Here is a 21965-nt window from a genome sequence, read left to right as displayed (position 1 = left end):
CTCAATGCACTCCTTCCAGGTCAAGGACCGGGGTTTTGGCTGGCGCCACCGGCGCTTTTTTCTCGAAACGCTTGGCCAGCGTGCGCAGCAGGACGTAGAACACCGGCGTCAGGAACAGGCCGAAGAAAGTCACGCCCAGCATGCCGGCGAACACCGCCACGCCCATCGCATGGCGCATCTCGGCACCGGCGCCGCTCGAGAACACCAGCGGCACCACACCCATGATGAAGGCGATCGAGGTCATCAGGATCGGACGCAGGCGCAGGCGCGAAGCTTCCAGCGCGGCATCGACGATACTGCGGCCATGGTCTTCCAGTTCGCGGGCGAATTCCACGATCAGGATCGCGTTCTTCGAGGCCAGCCCCACCAGCACGAACAGGGCGATCTGGGTGAAGATGTTGTTGTCGCCACCGGAAAGCTTGACGCCCACCAGCGCGCACAGGATCGACATCGGCACGATCAGGATCACCGCCAGGGGCAGGGTCCAGCTTTCGTACTGGGCGGCCAGCACCAGGAACACCAGCAGCACGCACAGCGGGAACACGTAGACCATGGTGTTACCGGCGAGGATCTCCTGGTAGGTCAGCTCGGTCCACTCGTAGGCGATCCCCTTCGGCAGCGTTTCCTTGGCCAGCTGCTCCATGATGGCCTGGGCCTGGCCCGAGGACACGCCCGGCGCCGGACCGCCGTTGATGTCGGCCGCCACATAGTTGTTGTAGCGCTGGACGCGGTCCGGGCCGTAGCTGTCCTTCAACTGCATCAGGGACGACAGCGGGATCATCTCGCCCTTGTCGTTGCGGACCTTCAGCTGGGCGATCTGCTCCGGCTGCGAGCGGAACTGCGCATCGGCCTGCACCCGCACCTGGTAGGTACGACCGAACTGGTTGAAGTCGTTCACGTACAGCGAGCCCAGGTTCACCTGCAGGGTCTGGTAGATGGTCGACAGCGGCACGCCGAGCTGCTTGGCCTTGACGCGGTCGACGTCCGCGAACAGCTGCGGCACGTTGATCTGGTAGCTCGAGAACACGCCCGCCAGCTCCGGGGTGCCCCAGGCCTTGGCCTGCAGCGCCTGCGTGGCCTTGTACAGTTCGTCGTGGCCGAGGTTGCCGCGGTCTTCCAGCATCAGCTTGAAGCCTCCGGTGGTGCCCAGGCCGTTCACCGGAGGCGGCGGCAGTACCATCACGAAGGCATCCTGTACGCTGCCCATGCGCTTGTTGATCTCGGCGGCGATGGCTTCGGCCGACTGCTCCGGCTTGCCCTTGCGCTCGCTGAACGGCTTCAGCCCCGTGAACACGATGCCGGCGTTCGGCGCATTGGTGAAGCCGTTGATCGACAGGCCCGGGAAGGCAATCGAGGATTCCACGCCCGGGATTTCCTTGGCGATGGCCGACATCTTGCGGATCACTTCATCGGTGCGGTCCAGCGAGGCGGCGTCCGGGAGCTGGGCGAAACCGATCAGGTAGCCCTTGTCCTGGGCCGGCACGAAGCCCGGCGGCACGACCTTGAACATGAACACCGCGGCAATGCCCAGCGCCAGGTAGACGCCCAGCGTCGCGGCTTTACGGCGCAGGACGGTCTTCACGCCGCCTTCGTAGCTGTGCGAGGCACGGCCGAAGAAGCGGTTGAAGGCGGCGAAGAAACGGCCCAGCACCTTGTCCATGGCGCGGGTCAGGCGATCCTTCGGCGCATCGTGGGCTTTCAAGAGCGCCGCGGACATGGCCGGCGCCAGCGTCAAGGAAACGAAGGCCGAGATCACGGTCGAGATGGCGATGGTCAGGGCGAACTGGCGGTAGAACTGGCCGGTCAGACCGGACACGAAAGCGATCGGCACGAACACGGCGCACAGCACCAGGGCGATGGCGATGATCGGGCCCGACACTTCCTTCATGGCCTGGATGGTCGCGTCATGCGGCGACAGGCCGTTGCCGATGTTGCGCTCGACGTTTTCCACCACCACGATGGCGTCGTCGACCACGATACCGATGGCCAGCACCAGCCCGAACAGCGACAGCGTGTTGATCGAGAAGCCGAACATCAGCATCACGGCAAAGGTGCCGACCACCGACACCGGCACCGCCAGCAGCGGGATGATCGAGGCGCGCCAGGTCTGCAGGAACACGATCACGACCAGGGCCACCAGTACCACGGCTTCAAGCAGGGTCTTGATCACCGAGTCGATCGACTCGCGCACGAACTGGGTCGGGTCGTACACGATGCTGTACTCGACGCCTTCCGGGAAGTCCTTCGAAAGCGCTTCCATCGTGGCACGCACATCCTGGGACAGCTGCAGCGCATTGGCATTCGGCGCCTCGAAGATCGGGATCGCCACCGCCGACTTGTTGTTCAGCAGCGAGCGCAGCGCGTAGGAGCTGGAACCCATCTCGAGGCGCGCCACATCCTTCAGGCGCGTGACCGCGCCGTCCTCCCCGGCCTTGACCACGATGTCGCCGAATTCCTCGGCGCTCGACAGGCGGCCCTGGGTGTTGACGGTCAGCTGGAAGTCCGCATCCTTGCTCGGCCCCTGGCCCACCACGCCGGCCGCGACCTGCACGTTCTGCTCGCGGATGCTGGCCACGACGTCGCCGGCGGTCAGGTTGCGCGCCGCGACTTTCTGCGGGTCGAGCCAGACGCGCATGGCGTAGTCGCCCGAGCCGAACAGCTGGACTTCGCCCATGCCGTTCAGGCGCGCCAGCTGGTCCTTGATGTTCAGCACCGCGTAGTTGCGCAGGTACAGGTCGTCGTAGCGGCCGTCCGGCGAGTTCAGGTGCACCACCATGGTCAGGTTGGGCGAACTCTTCACCGTGGTGACGCCGATCTGGCGCACCTCCTCGGGCAGGCGCGGCAGCGCGCGCTGCACCCGGTTCTGCACCTGGCTCTCGGCGCGGTCGATGTCGGTGCCGATCGCGAAGGTCAGGGTCAGGGCCAGGGCGCCGTCCGAGGTGTTCTGGGAGCTCATGTAGAGCATGTCCTCGATGCCGTTGATCTGCTCTTCCAGCGGCGCGGCCACGGTTTCGGCGATCACCTTCGGGTTCGCGCCCGGATACTGGGCGCGCACCACCACCGACGGCGGCACCACCTCGGGATACTCGGACACGGGCAGCTGGAAGATCGAAATCAGGCCGCCCACGAAGACGATCACCGACAGCACGACCGCGAAGATCGGCTTGTCGACGAAGAAGCGGGAGAAGTTCATGGTCTTACTCCTTGGCGGTGTTCAAAGCCAGCTTCGCGCCGTCCCTGGCGGCGATAGCGGCATCCATCGGCACGATCTGCGGCGCCACCGGCGCGCCGGGGCGCACGCGCTGCAGGCCATTGACGACGATCTTCTCGCCGGCCTTCAGGCCCGAACGCACCACGCGCATGCCGTCGACCACCGGGCCGAGGGTCACCGGGCGGTACTCGGCCTTGCCGTCTGCGCCCACCACGACCACGAACTTGCGGCTCTGGTCGGTGCCGACCGCGCGGTCGTTGATCACGATGGCCTTGCCGGCCTCGCCGCTGCCCACCTGCACGCGGGCGAACAGGCCGGGCGCCAGGGCGCGGTCCTTGTTGGCCAGGGTGGCGCGCATGCGCACGCTGCCGGTTCGGGCGTCGAGCTGGTTGTCGACGAATTCGAGCTTGCCTTCGTGCGGGAAGCCCTCTTCGTTGGCCAGGCCGACCTTCACCACCGCTTCCTTGTCGCGCTGGGCGCCGACGCGCAGGTAGGTCTGTTCGTCGCCGTCGAAGCTGGCGTAGATGCGCTCCAGCGAGACCACCGAGGTCAGCACGGCGCTGGCATCGACCAGGTTGCCGAGGGTGATCTCGGCCTTCGACACGCGGCCGTCGATCGGCGCCGTGACGCGGGTATAGGCCAGGTTCAGGCGCGCCGCCTCGTACTGGGCCTGGGCGGCCCTGGCGTTGGCGTCGAGTTCCTTCTGGGCGGCGGCCTTTTCGTCGAACTCGCGCTGGGCGATGGCCTTATCAAGCAGCAGGCGCTCGGCGCGCTGCAGCTCCAGGCGCGCCAGGTCGGCTCTGGCGCGGGCCGCGCTGGCGGCGGCGCCGGCGCGGTCGGCTTCGGCCTGGTAAGGGCGCGGGTCGATCACGAACAGCACCTCGCCTTTCTTCACTTCGGCGCCCGGCGTGAAATTGACGGCGGTGATGTAGCCGCTGACGCGCGAACGGATCTCGACCTCTTCCACGGCTTCCAGGCGGCCCGAGAATTCCTGGGTTTCAAGCACCGGCTTTTCGATGACGACCGCGGCGGAAACCGGCGGTGCGGCGGGCGCCGCGGCGGCTGCGCCATCCTTGCTGTTGGCGTCGGCGCAGCCGGTGAGCACTGCGCCTGCCAGGCCTGCAGCTGCGAGCAGCCCGACGAGTGTCCTTACCTTGCCCATGTGTCGTTGGTTATTCATGATCAACCTTTCTTATTGAAGAGACAAAAACTTCCCTGTCCGTAGCCGGGTACGAGCCGGATGCGGGGAAAAAGAGGGCCTGTCCACGCCCGCAGGCGTGGATGCCGAATTCCTTACTGGTATGGAGGCCGCGCGCTCAGCGCGGCGGGGGCGCCGGGATCAACAGCGCACGGTGCGCAGGTGGTGCATGTTCATGGCTCACCTCTTTCTAAAGACGTTCCCTCACGTCGCCGAAGCGACGAATTTTTGGGAAAAAACGGGCCTCCCTCGTGCTCGCGGCACGTGGTTGTTGGGAAGGCAGTGATGGTTAGCTCTGGCGCTGGCTGGTCAGCGATCCAGTCCGGCAAGGAAGGTGGCGATCTCGGCGAGCGCGTGCACCTTGCATGCACATTCGTTGCGTCCGTCGGGGTCCTGCAGGGGCGCCGGCGGCATGCGCCGCACCGTGGTGCGTACGCCGGCATTGATCAGTTTGGCGCCGTATTGTTCGGCCTCGTCGCACAATGGGTCGTCCTCGGCGGAGAGGATCAGCGCTGGCGGCAGGTTCTTCAGCCGGGTCGAACGCAGCGGCGAGGCATACGGATGCGCGCGGTCGGCGGCATGCGGCAGGTAGCCGCGGTAGGCGGCGGCGCAGTCGCTGGTGACTTTTTCGCGGTCGGGGCACTGGTTCATCTGGCGCATCGAGCCGGTGGACAGGCCGGGATCGAGCATCGGCATGATCAGGATCTGGCCGGCCAGCTTGGGGGCGGCGCGGTCACGCGCCATCAGGGCGCAGACGGCGGCCAGGTTGGCGCCTGCCTCGATGCCCATCACCACCAGCTTCTTGCCGGACCAGCCGAGCTTCGCCTTGTGTTTGGTAGTCCAGAGCAGCACGGCGTGCGCATCTTCCACCGCGGCCGGGAATGGGCTCACCGTTGCCAGGGTGTAGTTCGAGGCGAGCACCGCACGCTCTTCGTTGCATTGGGCCATATGGCGCAGGAATTCGTCCGCCTCCTGCAGGTCGCCCGAGACGAAGCCGCCGCCATGGAAGAACACGATGAGCGTATCGCGCTTGGCGGGCGTGCCGGCGGTGTACAGGCGCGCGGCAAGCGCTCCCTGTGCGCCGGCCACTTCCAGCTCGCGCACGTCCACGTTTGCCGTAGCGGCTACTTCGCGTTCGAGTACCGCGCTCATTGGCGGCCCCCTTCCGGCGCCACGGCCCAGCGGCTCGATTCGCCTTCCGGGCACGCGTTGCAATCCAGTTCCAGCTGCATCGAGAGTGCCTTCAGGCCGCGCGCTTCCGCGCCGGCAGCCTGCGAATAGGCGTCGGTCCCCAGCAGGCCTGCCAGCGCTACCCCGCTCAGGGTCACTGCTACCGTGGTGAAGATTCCGTCCCGCATGCTCATGACCAGCTCCGTTGATGTTTACATTTTGTTGCGATGCACACACTATAGTCTTCAACTACAATCGGATAAAGATGTCAATAACGAATTGATTGTTCAGATTGCCGAACAATCGACCAATTCAGGAAGGTGAGATCCTCATGAACAAGCTCCAGGCCATGGAAGTTTTCATCCAGGTGGTCGACTGCGGCAGCTTCACCAAGGCGGCGGAAATGCTGAACCTGCCCAAGGCGACGGTCTCGACGCTGGTGCAGACGCTGGAATCGACCTTGTCGGTCAAGCTGCTGCACCGCACGACGCGCCAGGTGATGATCACCTCGGACGGCGCGGCCTACTACGAACGCTGTGTGCAGATCCTGTCGGATGTGCGCGACGCCGAGGAATCGCTGTCGCGCCACCGGCTGAGCCCGAGCGGGCGGCTGCGCATCGATACGCCCACCGGCCTGGCCTCGGAAATCCTGATCCCCGCCCTGCCCGCCTTCTTCGAGCGCTACCCGGACATCACGCTCGAACTGGGCAGCACCGACCGTCCGGTCGACCTGGTCGAGGAAGGGGTGGACTGCGCCGTGCGCGGCGGCGAGCTGGTGGACCCGAACCTGATCGCGCGCCGCATCGGCGTGATCAACTTCGTCACCGCCGCCTCGCCTGCCTACATCGAACGCTACGGCATGCCGGAACATCCGCGCGACCTGGATCGCCACCGCTGCGTCAACTACTTCTCGGCCAAGACCGGCAAGATCTCGAAATGGGACTTCACCCGCGACGGCGAGCGCATCGAAGTGGCGCTGCCCGGCTCGATCGCCCTGAACGACTCGAACGCCTATGTGCATGCGGGGCTGGCGGGACTGGGCGTCATCATGATGACGGACTACCTGCTGGCGCAGCACATCGCGGCGGGGCGCATGGTGCAGGTGCTGCCCGAGTGGAGCAGCGATGCGCTGCCGGTGCACGTGGTCTACCCGCAGAATCGCCACCTGTCGGCCAAGGTGCGCGTGTTCGTCGAATGGATTTCCGAGCTGTTCGCGGGCCACCCGAACCTGCGCCTGCAGGCGCCGCGGCCCAGCGTTCAACAGGAGCTGGAGACGGTGTAGAATCGGCCAAAACAACAGAGCACACGGAGACAAGCATGGACCACCGCGCATCCCCCCGCAACATCGACGTCCTGCTGGCGCGCTACGCCGAAAGCCACCGCAACCACACCAACGAGATCATCCACTTCGTGTGCATCCCCCTGATCGTCCTGAGTTTGCTGGGCATCATGTGGGCGGTCCACCCGGTGGTGGCGATCGCGGCGACGCTCGCCTCGCTCTACTACTACACCAAGCTGTCGCGCGGGTTCGCCATCGGCATGGGCGTCATGAGCGCGGTAATGCTGGGCTTACTCGCGCTGATGCCGGACATGACAGTGCTGCCGGTGTCGATCGCGATCTTCGTGGTGGCCTGGATCGGGCAGTTCATCGGCCACAAGATCGAGGGCAAGAAGCCGTCCTTCTTCGAGGACCTGCGCTTCCTGCTGATTGGGCCGCTGTTCGTGCTGTCCTTCCTGTATCGCCGCATGAATCTCGCTTACTAAGGCGTATTCATTCAACCTGCAAGAACGCGCGGGAGCACGTATACTCGCGCGATGCCTTCTTCCGTCCTCTTCACCGTCGCCTCCCTGATCTGGGGCTCGACCTTCTTCGCCATCACCCTGCAGCTGGGCGAAGCGCCGCCCGCCGTCTCGGTGGCCTACCGCTTCTTCCTGGCCGCGGCCACCCTGTTCCTCATCTGCCTGGTGCGCCGCGACAGCCTGCGCCTGCCGCTACGCACCCATGGCTGGATGGCGCTGCAGGGCGTGCTCACCTTCTGCATCTCTTACCTGTGCACCTATCAATCCGAGCAGTACGTGGTGTCGGGCCTGGTGGCGGTGGTGTTCGCGCTGATGGTGTTCTGGACGCCACTGCTGAGCAGCCTGTTCTTCGGCACCGGCATCAGCCGCCGCACCATCGCCTGCGGCGTGGTCGCGATCGCCGGCGTCGCCCTGCTGTTCTGGCATTCGATCGGCACCGCCTGGCGCGATTTCCAGGCTGGCGGCAGCCCCGCCTTCATCGCCGGCGTGATCCTCGCCCTGGCTGCCACCATCGCCAGTTCGGCCGGCAGCATCGTCGTCACCAAGGTGAAGGAACAATGCGAAAACCTGCCCCTGACCATGGCCTGGTCGATGCTGTGGGGCGCGTCGCTGGTGACCGTGTGGTCGCTGGCCCATGGCGACCGTTTCGTCATCCCGAGCAGCCCGACCTACTGGGCCGGCCTGGTCTACCTGTCGATCTTCGGCTCGGTGATCGCCTTCTTCGCCTACTTCACCCTGATCGGGCGCATCGGCGCGCAGAAGACCGTCTACATCGGCGTGATCACGCCGGTGCTGTCGGTCCTGCTGTCGATCAAGCTCGAAGGCTACCGTCCCGGCCCCGTCGAATTTGCCGGCATGGTCCTGTGCCTGGCCAGCGTGGCCTGGGCCCTGCGCGCACCCGCAGCCAAACCCGTGCAATCCGCAAACCTGAACAATCCACTCGAAACGCCATGAGCACCACTTTCTCCATCCGTCCCGCCCAACCCACCGACGTTACCCACATCCATTCCATGATCGTGGAGCTGGCCGTGTTCGAGAAACTCGAACACCTGGTGGTTGCCACCGAAGACCTGCTGCACGAGGGCCTGTTCGGCAGTCGCCCGTCGTGCGAAGCCATCATCGGCGAGGAGAACGGCGAAGTGGTCTGCTTCGCGCTGTTCTTCCATAACTTCTCGACCTTCCTGACCAAAAAGGGGCTGTACCTGGAAGACCTGTACGTGCGCCAGTCGCACCGCGGCAAGGGCTATGGCACCAGGATGCTGACGCGCCTCGCGCAAATCGCGGTCGAGCGCAATTGCGGCCGCTTCGAATGGTCGGTGCTGGACTGGAACGCCCCGGCGATCGGGTTCTACCAGCAGATGGGCGCCGACATCCTGCCCGACTGGCGCATTTGCCGCGTCACCGGCGACACCCTCACAGCCTTGGCCGAACGACGCACATAAAGAAAAACCCACGGGGCCGTGAGGCGCCGTGGGCGAACCCATTTTGTCAAATGGGGAGGGGAGATGGTGAATCACACGCTAACAATATAAACGTGGATTCTTAATATTCAATTAGGCCTTACATCCGGTTACCCTTGTTACCAAACCGGTTTTTCGCTGCCGTTGAACTGATAATTCCCGAGCTGGAAATTAGTGGTTTGATGAAGGTCAAGCACACCCTATTCAAGAGGGCGTTGCTTGTGCATGCGTAACGGATAAGGCTTGCCCTGTCTCCGTATGTTCACACGCTGATGTGCGCAGCACGCAAGACACCGCCGTTGACGACGCTGCGGCAAGGATTCGATCCCATGGCATAGGCCAGGTCGGCCGGGCGGGCAATGTCCCACAGGGCCAGGTCGGCCCGCTTCCCCACTTCCAGCGATCCGATCTCCTCGTGCAGGCCGAGGGCGCGTGCGGCGTGGATGGTGGCGCCCAGCAAGGCTTCCTGCGGCGTCAGGCGCCACAGGGTGCAGGCCATGTTCATGGCCAGCAGCAGGGAGGTCATCGGCGAGGTGCCGGGGTTGCAGTCGGTGGCGACCGCCATCGCCACCTTCGCTTCGCGCAGCGCCGCGATCGGCGGCTGCCTGGTCTCGCGCAGGAAGTAGTAGGCGCCCGGCAGCAGCACCGCCACCGTGCCCGCGCGCGCCATCGCGTCGATGCCGGCCTGGCTCAGGTATTCGAGGTGGTCGGCCGACAAGCCTCCATGGCGCGCCACCAGCTCGGCGCCCTGCTGGTCGGACAGCTGTTCGGCATGCAGCTTGACCGGCAAACCGAGCGCCCGCGCAGCGAGGAAGATGCGTTCGGTCTGCGCATGGGTAAAACCGATCCGTTCACAGAAGGCGTCCACTGCGTCGACCAACCCTTCCTGCACCAGTTGCGGCAGCATGCGTTCGCATACTTCAGTCACGTAGTCGTCGGCCCGGCCCGCGAATTCCGGCGGCAGCGCATGGGCGCCCAGGAAGGTGGTGGCAACCCGCACCGGGAGGCGCCCGGCCACTTCGCGCGCGGCGCGCAGCATGCGCGCCTCGGCGTCCAGCGCCAGGCCGTAGCCCGACTTGATCTCGAGCGTCGTCACACCCTCGGACAGCAGCCTGGCCACGCGCGGCAGGCTTTGCGCCAGCAGCGCCTCGACGTCGGCGTCGCGCGTGGCGCGCACGGTGGACATGATGCCGCCGCCCTGGCGCGCGATGTCCTCGTAGCTGGCGCCGTTCAGGCGCGCTTCCCATTCCTTGCTGCGGTTGCCGGCGTGGACGACGTGGGTGTGGCAGTCGACCAGGCCCGGCGTCATCCAGGCGCCGCCGCAGTCGTGTTCCGCGCTGGCCGGCGGCGCATCGCGGCGCGCGCCGAGCCAGGCGATGCGGCCGTCCTTCACGGCCAGCGCGGCGTCAGGCATCTCGCCGTAGCCGTCCACGGCGGTAGGCACCATCGTGGCCAGATTCACGTTCGTGAACAGCAGGTCCACAGCGTCACTCATAGCTTTCTTCGTCTTCTTCCTCGTGGTACCAGACGTCCACGATGTAGATCATGCCCTGCCCCGCTTCGAGACGCCAAGTCGAGCCGGGCTCCAGCACCACTGCGTCGTAGCGCACCATGCCGATACGCTCCTTTTCGTTGCGCAGCTCGAGGGCGTCGCCCTCCGCCAGGAACAGCACGGTCACGTCGGCGCGCGCCACGAATGTGGACGAATCGCCCGACAGCCGGCGCCGGCCGAAGGTGTGGTAGCAGCGTTCGCTGCGCGTCATGGCATTGAAGTCGGTGCTGCCGCCGCGGCTGAGTTTCGCGATGACCTGCGAGCTGCCGTCGAAAGCCACCACCGGCTCGGTATCGGTCACCAGGGTCGGCTCACCGTCGATTTCCAGCGTCATGCCGTGGCCCTCGACCAGGGCCAGCGTCCGGTCCACGCCGGGGAAGCTTGAAAAGGCGCCATCCTTCTCGATGGTGGCCAGGCTCACGCGCCAGTCGAAGTCCTCGAAGCCGGAGTCCGGCGGCCCGATGGCGATTTCGGTCGTGCTGCCGCCGCCGTTCTTCCACGGCACCGGCGACAGTCCCGCGAATGGGATCAGTACGGTCATTGGCTCACCTCGCGCAATTCGTTCATGGCCTGGCGGTAGCGCTGCGTGACCGCCTCCTGCGCCACGTGGCGTCCGCCCTGCACCACCCAGCGCCCGCCGCACAGCACGTCGCGCACCAGGTTGTCGTTACCGCAGAACAGGAAGCGGCCGAGCACGTCCTCGTCCCCCACGCCGTCCAGGTTCGGATGGCTCCCGTCCAGCACCAGGAGGTCGGCGCGCAGGCCTTGCGCGAGCGCGCCCACCTTGCGACCGGCCGCCTGGGCGCCGCCGCGCAAGGCAGTCTGCCACAAGTACTGGCCGACGTCGCGCTGTTGACGTGTGAACGCAATATTGCGGCGCTGGTGGACCAGGCGCTGGCCGTATTCCAGCCAGCGCAGCTCCTCGACCGGACTTTGCGACACGTGGCTGTCGCTGCCGATGCCGAAGCGGCCGCCTAGCTCGATGTAGGCCTGCAGCGGGAACAGGCCGTCGCCGAGGTTGGCTTCGGTGGTCGGGCACAGGCCGGCGACGGCGCCGCTCTGCGCGATCGCCGCCACCTCGGCATCGTTCAGGTGGGTCGCATGCACCAGGCACCAGCGTTCGTCGAGCCCGACCTGCTCCACCAGGTACTCGACCGGACGCCGGCCGCTGAAGGCGATGCTCTGCTCGACCTCGGGCATCTGCTCGGCGATGTGGATGTGCAGCGGACGCCCGGCCGGCAGGCCGGCCGCCAGCTCGCGCACCTGCGCGATGCTGGCCGCGCGCAGCGAATGCGGCGCGGCGCCGACTTCCAGCTGGCCGCCGCGCAGGGGCTGCAGCGCCTCGACGATACCGAGGATGTCGTCGACGCCGGTGCGGAAGCGCCGCTGCTCGGGTCGCAGCGGCTGCTCGCCGAAGCCGGCATGGCTGTACAGCACCGGCAGCAGGGTCAGGCCCATGCCGGTGGCATGGCCGGCGGCAGCCACACGCTCGGCGGTTTCGGCCGGTCGTGCATAGGCTTCGCCATCCGGCCCCCGCTGCAGGTAGTGGAACTCGCACAGCGAGGTGTAGCCATGACGCAGGCATTCCACGAACAGCTGGGCGGCGATGGCCTCGATCTGCTCGGGCGTGATGCGGGCGGCGAAGCGGTACATCAGGTCGCGCCAGGTCCAAAAGCTGTCCGGACCCTCGCCGGCACGCTCGGTCAGCCCGCCCAGCGCGCGCTGGAAGGCGTGCGAGTGCAGGTTGACCATGCCCGGCAAGACGTAGTCGGCGCGCGCCACGCCGAGGGGCGGCGCGGCCTGCGCGTCGACGCGGGTCAGGTCGCCCTGCGCATCCCATTCGAGCAGCACGTCGCGCTGCCAGCCATCCGGCAGCAGCGCATGGCGGGCGAACAGGGCTCTCATGCGCGCACCCACGTCAACGCGGCGCCGATCATGTCCTGCAACAGCGGCTGGACTTGCGCCGCCGCCTCAGGGCGATATTCGAACGGAGCTTGTTCGTTCATGTACAGGCACTGGCACATCTCGAGCTGGATCGCGTGCACGCCCTGCTCCGGCTGGCCGTACTTGCGGGTGATGTGGCCGCCCTTGAAGCGGCCGTTGACCGCGATGCTGAAGCGGTCCTGGGCGCGGGCGACGCCCACCACCGCCTGTTCCAGGCCCGGGGCGCAGGACGTACCGTCGGCGGTACCGAAATTCAGGTCCGGCAGGCGGCCTTCGAAAAAGCGCGGCACGATCGAGGCGATCGAATGCGCGTCCCACAGTACCACGCTGCCGAATTCACGTGTCAAGCGATCCAGCTCCGCGCGCAACTGCTCGTGGTAGGGCATCCAATAGCGCTCCAGGCGGCGCCGCACCTCGGCTTCGTCCGGCGTCTTGCCCGGCAGGTAGAGGCTCTCGCGGCCGAAGGTGTCGACCGGGCACAGCCCCGTGGTGTCCATCCCGGGATACAGGTTGGTGTTCTCGGGTGGGCGGTTCAGGTCGATCAGGTAGCGCGACCAGCGCGCCGAGATGGTCGACACGCCCATCTCTTCCAGGAAGCCGTAGAGTTCCGGCAGGTGCCAGTCGGTGTCCGCGCGCGCCGTGGCGCAGGGCGCCATGCTGCCTGCGACCTCGTCCGGGATGTCGGTGCCCGCATGGGGCATCGACACGAGCATGGGGAGCCTGCCTGCCTTGAACCGGAAATCCATTGCCTCTCCTGGGTGAAATGATTAAGGGTGCAGAACCGTGAACAGTTCCTTGATTGATGCCGACAGCTCGCCGTTCACGACCATCAGGCGCGCGGCCTCGATGTCCGGGGCGAAGAAGCGGTCCGCATCGTAGGGCGCTACGCGGGCGCGCAGCTGGGCGTGCACGTGTTCGAGGTGCTCGGAGCTCTTCAAGGGGCGGTGGAACTCGATTCCCTGCGCCGCCGCCAGCAGCTCGATGCCCACGATCACGGAGGTATTGTGCGCCATCTGGTCCAGGCGGCGCGCCGCGAAGGTGGCCATGCTGACGTGGTCTTCCTGGTTGGCCGAGGTCGGCAGGCTGTCGACGCTGGCCGGATGGGCCAGCGACTTGTTTTCCGAGGCCAGCGCGGCGGCGGTGACGTGGGCGATCATGAAGCCCGAGTTCAGGCCCGGTTCCTTCACCAGGAAGGCCGGCAGGCCGGACAGGTTGGCGTCGATCAGCAGCGCGATGCGGCGTTCCGACAGCGCGCCGACTTCGGCGATGGCCAGCGCCAGCGTGTCGGCGGCAAAGGCCACCGGCTCGGCATGGAAGTTACCGCCGGAGATGATCGCGCCGTCGTCCGGGAACAAGAGCGGATTGTCGGTGACGGCATTCGCTTCGATCAGCAGGGTGCGGCCGGCATTGGCGATCAGGTCCATCGCCGCGCCCATCACCTGCGGCTGGCAGCGCAGGCTGTACGGGTCCTGCACGCGCTCGTCGCCCACCAGGTGCGAGGCGCGGATGGCGCTGCCCGCCACCAGCTCGCGGTAGATGGCGGCTGCCGCGATCTGGCCCGGCTGGCCGCGCACCGCGTGGATGCGTGGGTCGAACGGCGCGTCGCTGCCGCGCGCGGCGTCGACCGACAGGGCGCCGGCCACCATGCCCGCTTCCAGCACGCGCTCGGCCATGAACAGGCCGTGCAGGGCCAGCGCGGTCGAGACCTGGGTGCCGTTGATCAGTGCCAGGCCCTCTTTCGCCGCCAGGGTCACCGGCTCGATGCCGGCGGCGCCCAGCGCCTGCTTGGCATCCATCAGTTCGCCTTTATAGCGCACCGGGCCGACGCCCAGCATGGCGAGGGTCATGTGCGCCAGCGGCGCCAGGTCGCCCGAGGCGCCGACCGAGCCCTGCGAGGGAATTGCCGGCATGATGCCCGCGTTGTACAGGGCGATCAGGGTCTCGATGATCAGGGGGCGCACGCCGGAATAGCCGCGCGCCAGGCTGCCGATCTTGGTCAGCACGATCAGGCGCACGATGTTGTCGGCGATGAGTTCGCCGGTGCCGACCGCATGCGACAGGATCAGGTTGCGCTGCAGCGCTTCCAGCTGGTCGTTCGGGATGTGGGCCTTGGCCAGGATGCCGAAGCCGGTGTTGATGCCGTAGGCCGGGTCGCCCTTGGTGGTGATTTGCTGGACCAGGGCGCAGGAGGCGTTGACGGCCTGCCACGCTTCGGGCGCGAGGCTCAGCGGCACGTGGGCGGCCCAGACGGCGCGCAGGTCGGCCAGGCGCAGTTCGCCCGGTTGCAGGGTCAGGTGGTGATGCGAGTCGTTCATGGTGTACTGCCTTACTTGATCATTGGGAGATTCAGGCCATTGCGCTTGGCCGTCTCGATTGCGCTTTCATAGCCGGCGTCGGCGTGACGCATCACGCCCGAGCCGCTGTCGTTGACCAGCACGCGCGCCAGTCGCTTGGCTGCCGCCTCGGTACCGTCGGCCACGATGACCACGCCCGAGTGCTGCGAATAGCCCATCCCTACGCCGCCACCATGGTGCAGCGAGACCCAGGTGGCGCCGCCGGCCGTGTTCAGCAGGGCGTTCAGCAGCGGCCAGTCGGACACCGCGTCGGTGCCGTCGCGCATGGCTTCGGTCTCGCGGTTCGGGCTCGCCACCGAGCCGGTGTCGAGATGGTCGCGTCCAATGACGATGGGTGCTTTCAGTTCGCCCGTGCGCACCATCTCGTTGAAGGCCAGGCCGGCCAGGTGGCGCTCGCCCAGGCCGAGCCAGCAGATGCGCGCCGGCAGGCCCTGGAAGGCGATGCGTTCGCGCGCCATGTCGAGCCAGCGGTGCACGCGTGCGTGCTGCGGGAACAGTTCCTTGATCTTGGCGTCGGTTTTATGGATGTCTTCCGGGTCGCCCGACAGCGCCACCCAGCGGAACGGGCCGCGGCCTTCGCAGAACTGGGGACGGATGTAGGCCGGCACGAAGCCGGGGAAATCGAAGGCGTTCTCGACGCCCTCGTCCTTGGCCACCTGGCGGATGTTGTTGCCGTAGTCGACGGCATAGGCGCCCATAGCCTTGAAGTCGAGGATGGCGCGCACGTGGGTGGCGCACGATCCTGCTGCTGCCGCTTTCAGGCGCGCGTGCTGGGCCGGGTCCTGCTGGGCGGCCTTCCACTCTTCCACCGTCCAGCCGGAAGGCAGGTAGCCGTTGATCAGGTCGTGGGCCGAGGTCTGGTCGGTGACCAGGTCCGGCACCAGGCCGCCCGCGCGTGCACGCCGCACCAGTTCCGGCAGCACGTCGGCCGCATTGCCGAGCAGGCCGATGGAGACCGCTTCGCGCTTGGCGGTGTGCTCCTTGATCATCGCCAGCGCCTCGTCGATATCGCGCGCCTGCTTGTCGAGGTAGCGGGTGCGCAGGCGGAAATCGATGCTGCTCTGCTGGCATTCGATGTTGAGCGAGACCGCGCCGGCGAAGGTGGCGGCCAGCGGCTGGGCGCCGCCCATGCCGCCCAGGCCTGCTGTCAGGATCCAGCGGCCCGCCATGTCGCCGCCGAAGTGCTGGCGCCCGGCTTCGGCGAAGGTCTCGTAGGTGCCCTGCACGATGCCCTGGGTGCCGATGTAGATCCAGCTGCCGGCGGTCATCTGGCCGTACATGAACAGGCCCTTGCGGTCCAGTTCATTGAAGTGTTCCCAGTTGGCCCATTTCGGCACCAGGTTGGAGTTCGCCAGCAGCACGCGCGGCGCATCCGCATGGGTGCGGAACACGCCGACCGGCTTGCCGGACTGGATCAAGAGGGTCTGGTCGTCTTCCAGTTCGCGCAGCGAGGCGAGGATCTGGTCGTAGCATTCCCAGTTGCGCGCGGCGCGCCCGATGCCGCCGTAGACCACCAGTGCCTGCGGGTTCTCGGCCACCTCGTTGTCGAGGTTGTTCTGGATCATGCGGTAGGCGGCTTCGGTCAGCCAGCTCTTGCAGGAGAGTTCGCTGCCGCGCGGGGCGCGGATGACGCGGGTGGGGTCGAAGCGGGGGTCGTGGGGCATCGGTGAGTTCATGGCGGCTCCTGGGTTGGAAATGGTGCGCGCAACAAGGGCGCGCACCACGTGCAGCGATGAGTCTAAGTTGTATATACAACCAAGTCAATCGATTTTGTCAGCCCCTCCGCGCTTACTTTTTGAACACCTGTTTGCCACCCACCCAGGTCTCCAGCACGCCGGTCTTGAAGATGTCGTAGGTCGGCATGCGGAACAGGTCGCGGTCGATCACGATGAAGTCGGCGTGCTTGCCCGGCTCCAGCGAACCCAGGCTGTTTTCCTGGTGGCCGGCGTAGGCCGCATCCAGGGTGAAGCAGCGGAAGGCTTCTTTCAGCGACATGGCCTGGTTCGGATACCAGCCGGCCACCGGCTGGCCCGCGTGGTCCATGCGGGTGACGGCGGCGTGGATGCCGAAGAAGGGGTTCGGCGATTCGACCGGGAAGTCCGAGCCGCAGGCGATGCGCGAGCCCTGGTGCAGGAAGCTGCGCCAGGCGTAGGCGCCCTTGATGCGTTCCGGGCCGACGCGGGTCTCGGCCATGTTCTTGTCCGAGGTGGCATGGGTCGGCTGCATCGATGGGATGATGCCGAGCGACTTGAAGCGCGGGATGTCGTCCAGGGTCACGACCTGGGCGTGCTCGATGCGGTGGCGCTGCGCACCGCTCTTCGTCGCGGCCAGTTCCTTCTTGTAGATGTCGAGGATCTGCTTGTTGCCGGCGTCGCCGATGGCGTGCACGTTGACCTGGTAGCCCTTGCGCATGGCCTTGGTCATCATGGCGTCCATCTGCGCCTGCTTGAAGAACAGCAGGCCGTGCGAATGCGGTTCGTCGCTGTAGGGCTTGAGCAGGGCGGCGCCGCGGCTGCCCAGCGCGCCGTCCGAATACAGCTTGACCGCGCGCAGCGCGTACATGCCGTCGGCGTAGTCCTTCAGCGGGCCATTTTTTGCCAATTGGTCAAAATCTTCGCCGGTGCCGCCGATCATGGCGTACACGCGCGCGGTCAGCTTCTTCCTGTCCGCGTAGTCGCGGTACAGGCGGTCTTCCGCCACGCCGATGCCGGCGTCGTGCACGGCGGTCAGGCCCATGCGCGCGATCTCTTGCAGCGACTTATCCAGCATGACGCGCCCTTCCGCCTCGGTCTGGGCCGGCATGACCTTGGTCACCAGTTCCTGCGCCGCGTCCACCAGCACGCCGGTGGCTTCGCCATTCGCATCGCGCATGATCTTGCCGCCGGCCGGATCCGGCGTCGTCTTCGTGATGCCGGCCAGCGCCAGCGTGCGGCTGTTGGCCCAGCCGGCGTGGCCGTCCACGCGCTCCAGCCAGACCGGGCGATCGGACACGACGGCGTCGAGTTCGGCGGCGGTCGGGAAGCGGCCCAGCTTCCAGTTTTCCTGGTTCCAGCCGCGGCCGCGGATCCAGGCATGGTTCGCATTCGCCTTGGCATAGCCGGCGATGGACTTGATGGCGCCGTCCAACGACGTGGTGCTGGACAAGTCGAGCTGGGTCAGCTGCTGGCCCAGGCCGAACACGTGGCCATGGGCGTCGATCAGGCCCGGCAGCACGGTGCGGCCCTGCATGTCCACCTGGCGCGCGTTCTTCGCCTTGGCGCTCACTTCGGCATTGCTGCCGACGGCAAGGATGCGTCCGCGGTCGTCGAAAGCCAGCGCGCTGAACTGCACCAGCTCGCCCTTGGCGTTCAGGGTGTAGCCATTGGCGTTGGTGATGACGGTGTCGGCGTGGGCCGATCCGAGGACGCCGAGGCCGGCGAGGACGATCAGGGAAGACAGGGGGATCTGGCGCGCGCGCATGCTTATCAATTCTCCGTTTTTGTATGGGTGACCGCGCCTTATGGGCACGGCACGGAGAAGTGTATAGAAAATCAAGGCCAGGGCATAGCCGCCCTACCCCGCGTCATGAAAGATGATCCCCAAGGTGTGCCGCAGGCCGCGCCGCAGCCGGCTGACGCCGTGGCGCATCGCCACCCGGTACACGCCGCGCGTGCCCTGCACCGGGCGCTGGTTCACGGCAAACACGACCGCATCGCCCTGGCCGAGGGGCACCACCTCGGCGCGCGACTGCATGCGCGGGCGCTGCTCCGTCAATACGAACTCGCCGCCCTCGAAGTCGACGCCGGGCCTGGACAGCAGCACCGCCACCTGCAGCGGGAACACCAGCTCGCCGTACAGGTCCTGGTGCAGGCAGTTGTAGTCGCCCTCGCGGTAGCGCAGCAGCAGCGGCGTCGGTTTGCCCTGGCCGGCCGCGTGGCAGCGCGCCAGGTAATCCGCATGCGCGGGCGGAAAGCGGGTCTCGATGCCCAAGCTCTCGTGCCAGCGGTTGGCGATGCCGGCCAGCGGCGGATACAGCGCGCCGCGCAGGGCCTCGAGCGGCGCCGGCAGCGGATAGGCGAAATACTGGTACTCGCCGCGCCCGAAGCCGTGCTGCTGCATCACGACGCGGCTGCGAAACAGCGCCGGCCGCTCGTACAGGGCGGCAGCGGCCTCGCAGTCCCGCGGCGCCAGCAGCCCGGGAATCACGGCGCAGCCGAAGGCGTCCAGCTCTCCGGCCACGCGCTCCCAGTCGATCTCCTTCACTGGCCCGCCTCGCGGTCGAGCAGCGTGCGCTTGCGCTCGATCCCCCAGCGGTAGCCGGACAGGGCGCCGTCCGTACGCACCACGCGGTGGCAGGGAATCGCCACCGCCACCGGGTTGGCTGCGCAAGCCCCCGCGACGGCGCGGGCCGCCGTCGGCATGCCCAGGCGTTCGGCCAGTTCGCTGTAGCTGACCGTGGAGCCGGCGGGAACGGCGCGCAGCGCTTCCCACACGCGGCGCTGGAAGGCGGTGCCGCGCACGTCGAGCGGCAGGTCGAGGCCGAGGCGGGGCGCCTCGACGAAGCCGATCACCTGGGCCACCGTGCGTTCGAACTCGGCTTCCGCGCCCCTGAGTTCGGCCTGCGGGAAGCGCGCCTCGAGGTCGCGCACCAGCGGTTCCGGCTCGTCGCCGATCAGGATCGCGCAGATGCCGCGCTCCGTACTGGCCACCAGGATGGCGCCGAGCGAGCATTGCGCGACGGCGAAGCGGATGGTCTCGCCCTGCCCGCCCGCGCGGTAGCGGCCGGGCGTCATGCCCAGCAGCCCGGTACTGGCGTCGTAGAAGCGCCCGCTCGAGCCGAAGCCGGCCTCGTACAGCGCCTCGGTCACGCTGGGCGCCGCCCCCAGGCCCTGCTGCAGGCGTGCGCCGCGCCGCGCCGCCGCATAGGCTTTCGGCGTGACGCCGGTATGCGCCTTGAAGACGCGATGGAAGTGGAAGCGGCTCATGCCCACCGCCTGCGCCAGGCTGTCGAGGTCGGGGGCGTCTTGCGCTGCGTCGATCAGGCGGCAGGCCTGCGCCACCGCGGCCGCCTGGCGCTGCGCCAGCGGCGGCTGGTCCGGCCGGCAGCGCAGGCAGGCCCGGAAGCCCGCGGCCTCGGCCTCGAGCGGGCTGGCGTGGAAAGCGACGTTAGCGCGCAGCGCGCCGCGCGAGGGGCAGGAGGGCCGGCAGTACACCCCGGTGCTGCGCACGGAATAATAGAACTGGCCGTCGGCGTCGCGGTCGCGGCGCTGCACGGCGGCCCAGCGCGCCTCGTCGGTATCAAAGATGCTGGTCATGGCGGTCATGATGAAGTCCCGGTTCGGTAAGTATAGGGTCAGCCTAACCGCCTGCCGACCGCGGGGCACTCCGGGTATTGCTTTCGAATTGCGATGCTAGAATTTGGTGTCGGCGGCTGCATGCCGCTTCAAACCTTCCCGGAGAGTAGTTTGGAAGAACCGATCACGCAAGACAGCACCCCCATTTTCCAGCGCATCAAGGATTACCTGGTCGGCGAGATCGCCTCCGGCCGCTGGAAGGAAGGTGACCTGGTGCCTTCCGAGCAGGCGCTGGTGCGCCAGTTCGGCGTCTCGCGCATGACCGTCAACCGCGCGGTGCGCGAGCTCACCGCCGAGCAGGTGCTGACCCGGCGCCAGGGTTCCGGCACCTATGTGGCGCCGCAGAAGTACCAGGCCACCCTGGTCGAGATCCGCAACATCGCCGACGAAATCCGCGCGCGCGGCCGCGCCCACCGCAGCCACCTGCGCCTGCTGCGCGCCGAGATTGCCACCGACGAGCTGGCGGCCGAGTTCGAGCTGGCGCCCGGCGCCACGCTCTACCATTCGATCATCGTCCACTTCGAGAACGACGTGCCGATCCAGGTCGAGGACCGCTGGGTCAACCCGGAATGCGCGCCGCGCTACCTGGACCAGGACTTCAGCGCCATCACCCCGAACGAGCACCTGATGGCGGCTGCGCCGCTGCAGGGCGCGAGCTACACCATCGAAGCCCAGCCGGCGCCGGGCGAGGTGGCGCCGATGCTGGCGATCGGCGAAGGCCAGCCCTGCCTGTTGCTGCACCGCCGTACCACCTCGGGCGGACGGGTCGCCTCGGTGGCCACGATGTGGCATCCTGGCCACTTGGCGCGCTTTACCGGCAGCGTTTGAGGCGGAAGCTGTTCAATATCTGCACGTGACCGGAAAAATTCGCCATAATGGCTCCCTTCCGAATGCCGCCCATCTTCCCCGCATGAAGCCGCCCTCTTCGCCCGCACCGCATGCCGCCCCACGCCGCGTGCTGCTGCTCGACGACGACCGCTTCATGCTCGACGTGCTGCGCGAGATGCTCGACATGGTCGACGAGACTGGCGGCAGCGGCCGCTTCGACGTCCATGCCGAATGGGACGCGCGGCGTGCGCTGGCGGTCCTGCCGCGCCATGCGCCGGATTTCCTGATCTGCGACCTGGCGATGCCGGAAATGGACGGCATCGAGTTCCTGCAGGCCGCGGCCGGCCAGGGATTCAGCGGCCGGGTGATCCTGGTGTCGGCGCTGGAAGACGGCGTGCGCGACGCCGCCACCGAGCTGGCGCGCGCCCTCGGGCTGCGGGTGGCGGGCGCCTTCCGCAAGCCGCTGGCGATCGAGCAGTTGCGCCTCGCGGTGCAATGTTGAGATTTTGTACAAGGCGACCCACACTTTTCGAAAAAATGGGGTATTATTCGGCACATCCCCGCCTGACACCCCCTGCCGTTTTTCCATATTGAATTTTGCACACAGTGCCTCCACCATTGTGTAGCAGCTAATTATTTGATGAGAAGCGCGATGAGCAGTACGCGCAGGCCGGCGGGACCACGCCGGATCGGCACAGGCCGCCAGGCGTAACTTGATCCTTACCTCTTTTGAGGAACATATGAGCGAAAACATTAAACACATCACCGATGCAAACTTCGATGCCGAAGTGCTCAAGTCCGAGCAACCGGTCCTGGTCGACTTCTGGGCCGAGTGGTGCGGCCCGTGCAAGATGATTGCACCGATCCTGGAAGAAGTCGCCCAGCAGTACGCTGGCAAGCTGGTGGTGGCCAAGGTCGACGTCGACGCCAACCAGGCCGTACCGGCCCAGTTCGGCATCCGCGGCATCCCAACCCTGATCCTGTTCAAGAACGGCGAAGCGGCTGCGCAAAAAGTCGGCGCCATGGCCAAGGGCCAGCTGGTTCAGTTTATCGACAGCAATATCTGATACTGCTACCATAGCGGCGGCAGCGCGCCCGCGCTGCCGTCATTGTCG

At 66.9% G+C, this 21965-nt stretch carries 20 protein-coding genes; 7 read left to right on the top strand and 13 right to left on the bottom strand.

Going from position 1 to position 21965, the window contains the following annotated elements; translation table 11 throughout:
* Position 1: 1 nt before the first annotated feature.
* From ACK6C6_RS01300 to ACK6C6_RS01285, 4 genes are all read right to left on the bottom strand, one after another.
* Complete coding sequence (locus ACK6C6_RS01300) at positions 2 to 3193, bottom strand: efflux RND transporter permease subunit (protein ID WP_409265486.1); 3192 nt, start codon at positions 3191 to 3193, stop codon at positions 2 to 4.
* A gap of 4 nt (positions 3194 to 3197) precedes the next feature.
* Positions 3198 to 4391 (bottom strand): efflux RND transporter periplasmic adaptor subunit, encoded by a 1194-nt coding sequence (locus ACK6C6_RS01295; RefSeq protein ID WP_409265485.1) that lies wholly within the window; start codon positions 4389 to 4391, stop codon positions 3198 to 3200.
* A 327-nt stretch (positions 4392 to 4718) separates the two neighbouring features.
* Positions 4719 to 5561, bottom strand: a complete 843-nt coding sequence (locus ACK6C6_RS01290; RefSeq protein WP_209587328.1) for an alpha/beta hydrolase — start codon at positions 5559 to 5561, stop codon at positions 4719 to 4721.
* Positions 5558 to 5773, bottom strand: coding sequence for a hypothetical protein (locus tag ACK6C6_RS01285; RefSeq protein WP_409265484.1), 216 nt, complete (start codon positions 5771 to 5773; stop codon positions 5558 to 5560). The genes ACK6C6_RS01290 and ACK6C6_RS01285 overlap by 4 nt, the downstream gene beginning before the upstream one ends.
* Positions 5774 to 5910: 137 nt before the next feature.
* Between ACK6C6_RS01285 and ACK6C6_RS01280 the strand changes: the two genes are divergently transcribed.
* From ACK6C6_RS01280 to ACK6C6_RS01265, 4 genes are read left to right on the top strand one after another with little or no spacing between them, the layout of a single operon-like run.
* The gene (locus ACK6C6_RS01280) at positions 5911 to 6861 is read left to right on the top strand and encodes a LysR substrate-binding domain-containing protein (protein WP_209587327.1); all 951 of its coding nucleotides are present in this window, start codon (positions 5911 to 5913) and stop codon (positions 6859 to 6861) included.
* A gap of 35 nt (positions 6862 to 6896) precedes the next feature.
* Complete coding sequence (locus ACK6C6_RS01275) at positions 6897 to 7343, top strand: DUF962 domain-containing protein (protein WP_409265483.1); 447 nt, start codon at positions 6897 to 6899, stop codon at positions 7341 to 7343.
* A gap of 51 nt (positions 7344 to 7394) precedes the next feature.
* Positions 7395 to 8333: an EamA family transporter gene (locus ACK6C6_RS01270; protein WP_209587325.1), complete on the top strand. Its 939-nt coding sequence runs from the start codon at positions 7395 to 7397 to the stop codon at positions 8331 to 8333.
* Complete coding sequence (locus tag ACK6C6_RS01265; RefSeq protein WP_409265482.1) at positions 8330 to 8821, top strand: GNAT family N-acetyltransferase; 492 nt, start codon at positions 8330 to 8332, stop codon at positions 8819 to 8821. Before ACK6C6_RS01270 ends, ACK6C6_RS01265 begins: the two co-directional genes overlap by 4 nt.
* Before the next feature lie 280 nt (positions 8822 to 9101).
* On the opposite strand, the gene hutI is transcribed toward ACK6C6_RS01265, so the two are convergent.
* The 9 genes from hutI to ada all read right to left on the bottom strand — a co-directional run bounded on the left by hutI (position 9102) and on the right by ada (position 19992).
* Entirely contained in the window at positions 9102 to 10334 is a 1233-nt protein-coding gene (gene hutI / locus ACK6C6_RS01260; RefSeq protein ID WP_409265480.1) for an imidazolonepropionase, read from the bottom strand.
* Positions 10327 to 10932, bottom strand: coding sequence for a HutD family protein (locus ACK6C6_RS01255; RefSeq protein ID WP_209587322.1), 606 nt, complete (start codon positions 10930 to 10932; stop codon positions 10327 to 10329). The genes hutI and ACK6C6_RS01255 overlap by 8 nt, the downstream gene beginning before the upstream one ends.
* Positions 10929 to 12296 (bottom strand): formimidoylglutamate deiminase, encoded by a 1368-nt coding sequence (locus ACK6C6_RS01250; RefSeq protein WP_409265479.1) that lies wholly within the window; start codon positions 12294 to 12296, stop codon positions 10929 to 10931. Before ACK6C6_RS01250 ends, ACK6C6_RS01255 begins: the two co-directional genes overlap by 4 nt.
* Positions 12293 to 13081: an N-formylglutamate deformylase gene (hutG, locus tag ACK6C6_RS01245; RefSeq protein ID WP_409265478.1), complete on the bottom strand. Its 789-nt coding sequence runs from the start codon at positions 13079 to 13081 to the stop codon at positions 12293 to 12295. Before hutG ends, ACK6C6_RS01250 begins: the two co-directional genes overlap by 4 nt.
* 21 nt (positions 13082 to 13102) lie before the next feature.
* Positions 13103 to 14650: a histidine ammonia-lyase gene (gene hutH / locus ACK6C6_RS01240; protein WP_409265477.1), complete on the bottom strand. Its 1548-nt coding sequence runs from the start codon at positions 14648 to 14650 to the stop codon at positions 13103 to 13105.
* Positions 14651 to 14661: 11 nt separating this feature from the next.
* The gene (gene hutU / locus ACK6C6_RS01235) at positions 14662 to 16365 is read right to left on the bottom strand and encodes a urocanate hydratase (protein WP_409265475.1); all 1704 of its coding nucleotides are present in this window, start codon (positions 16363 to 16365) and stop codon (positions 14662 to 14664) included.
* A 112-nt stretch (positions 16366 to 16477) separates the two neighbouring features.
* Complete coding sequence (locus ACK6C6_RS01230) at positions 16478 to 18148, bottom strand: amidohydrolase (RefSeq protein ID WP_409265474.1); 1671 nt, start codon at positions 18146 to 18148, stop codon at positions 16478 to 16480.
* Between the two features lie 93 nt (positions 18149 to 18241).
* The gene (locus ACK6C6_RS01225; protein WP_409265473.1) at positions 18242 to 18931 is read right to left on the bottom strand and encodes a 2OG-Fe(II) oxygenase; all 690 of its coding nucleotides are present in this window, start codon (positions 18929 to 18931) and stop codon (positions 18242 to 18244) included.
* Positions 18928 to 19992 carry a bifunctional DNA-binding transcriptional regulator/O6-methylguanine-DNA methyltransferase Ada gene (ada, locus tag ACK6C6_RS01220; protein WP_409265472.1) on the bottom strand — a complete coding sequence of 355 codons (1065 nt, stop codon included), beginning with the start codon at positions 19990 to 19992 and terminating at the stop codon, positions 18928 to 18930. The genes ACK6C6_RS01225 and ada overlap by 4 nt, the downstream gene beginning before the upstream one ends.
* Positions 19993 to 20133: 141 nt before the next feature.
* On the opposite strand from ada, the gene hutC reads away from it, so the two are divergent.
* From hutC to trxA, 3 genes are all read left to right on the top strand, one after another.
* Positions 20134 to 20850, top strand: a complete 717-nt coding sequence (gene hutC, locus ACK6C6_RS01215; protein WP_285374846.1) for a histidine utilization repressor — start codon at positions 20134 to 20136, stop codon at positions 20848 to 20850.
* An 82-nt stretch (positions 20851 to 20932) separates the two neighbouring features.
* Complete coding sequence (locus ACK6C6_RS01210; protein WP_409265471.1) at positions 20933 to 21352, top strand: response regulator; 420 nt, start codon at positions 20933 to 20935, stop codon at positions 21350 to 21352.
* A gap of 238 nt (positions 21353 to 21590) precedes the next feature.
* Complete coding sequence (gene trxA / locus ACK6C6_RS01205; protein WP_027865507.1) at positions 21591 to 21917, top strand: thioredoxin TrxA; 327 nt, start codon at positions 21591 to 21593, stop codon at positions 21915 to 21917.
* Positions 21918 to 21965: the final 48 nt, after the last annotated feature.

This window comes from Massilia sp. BHUDP2 (genome assembly GCF_046236355.1).
GTDB classification, from domain to species: domain Bacteria; phylum Pseudomonadota; class Gammaproteobacteria; order Burkholderiales; family Burkholderiaceae_D; genus Telluria; species Telluria varians.
Note: the sequence above shows the minus strand (reverse complement) of the source record. Positions and strands in the feature narration are given on the sequence as shown.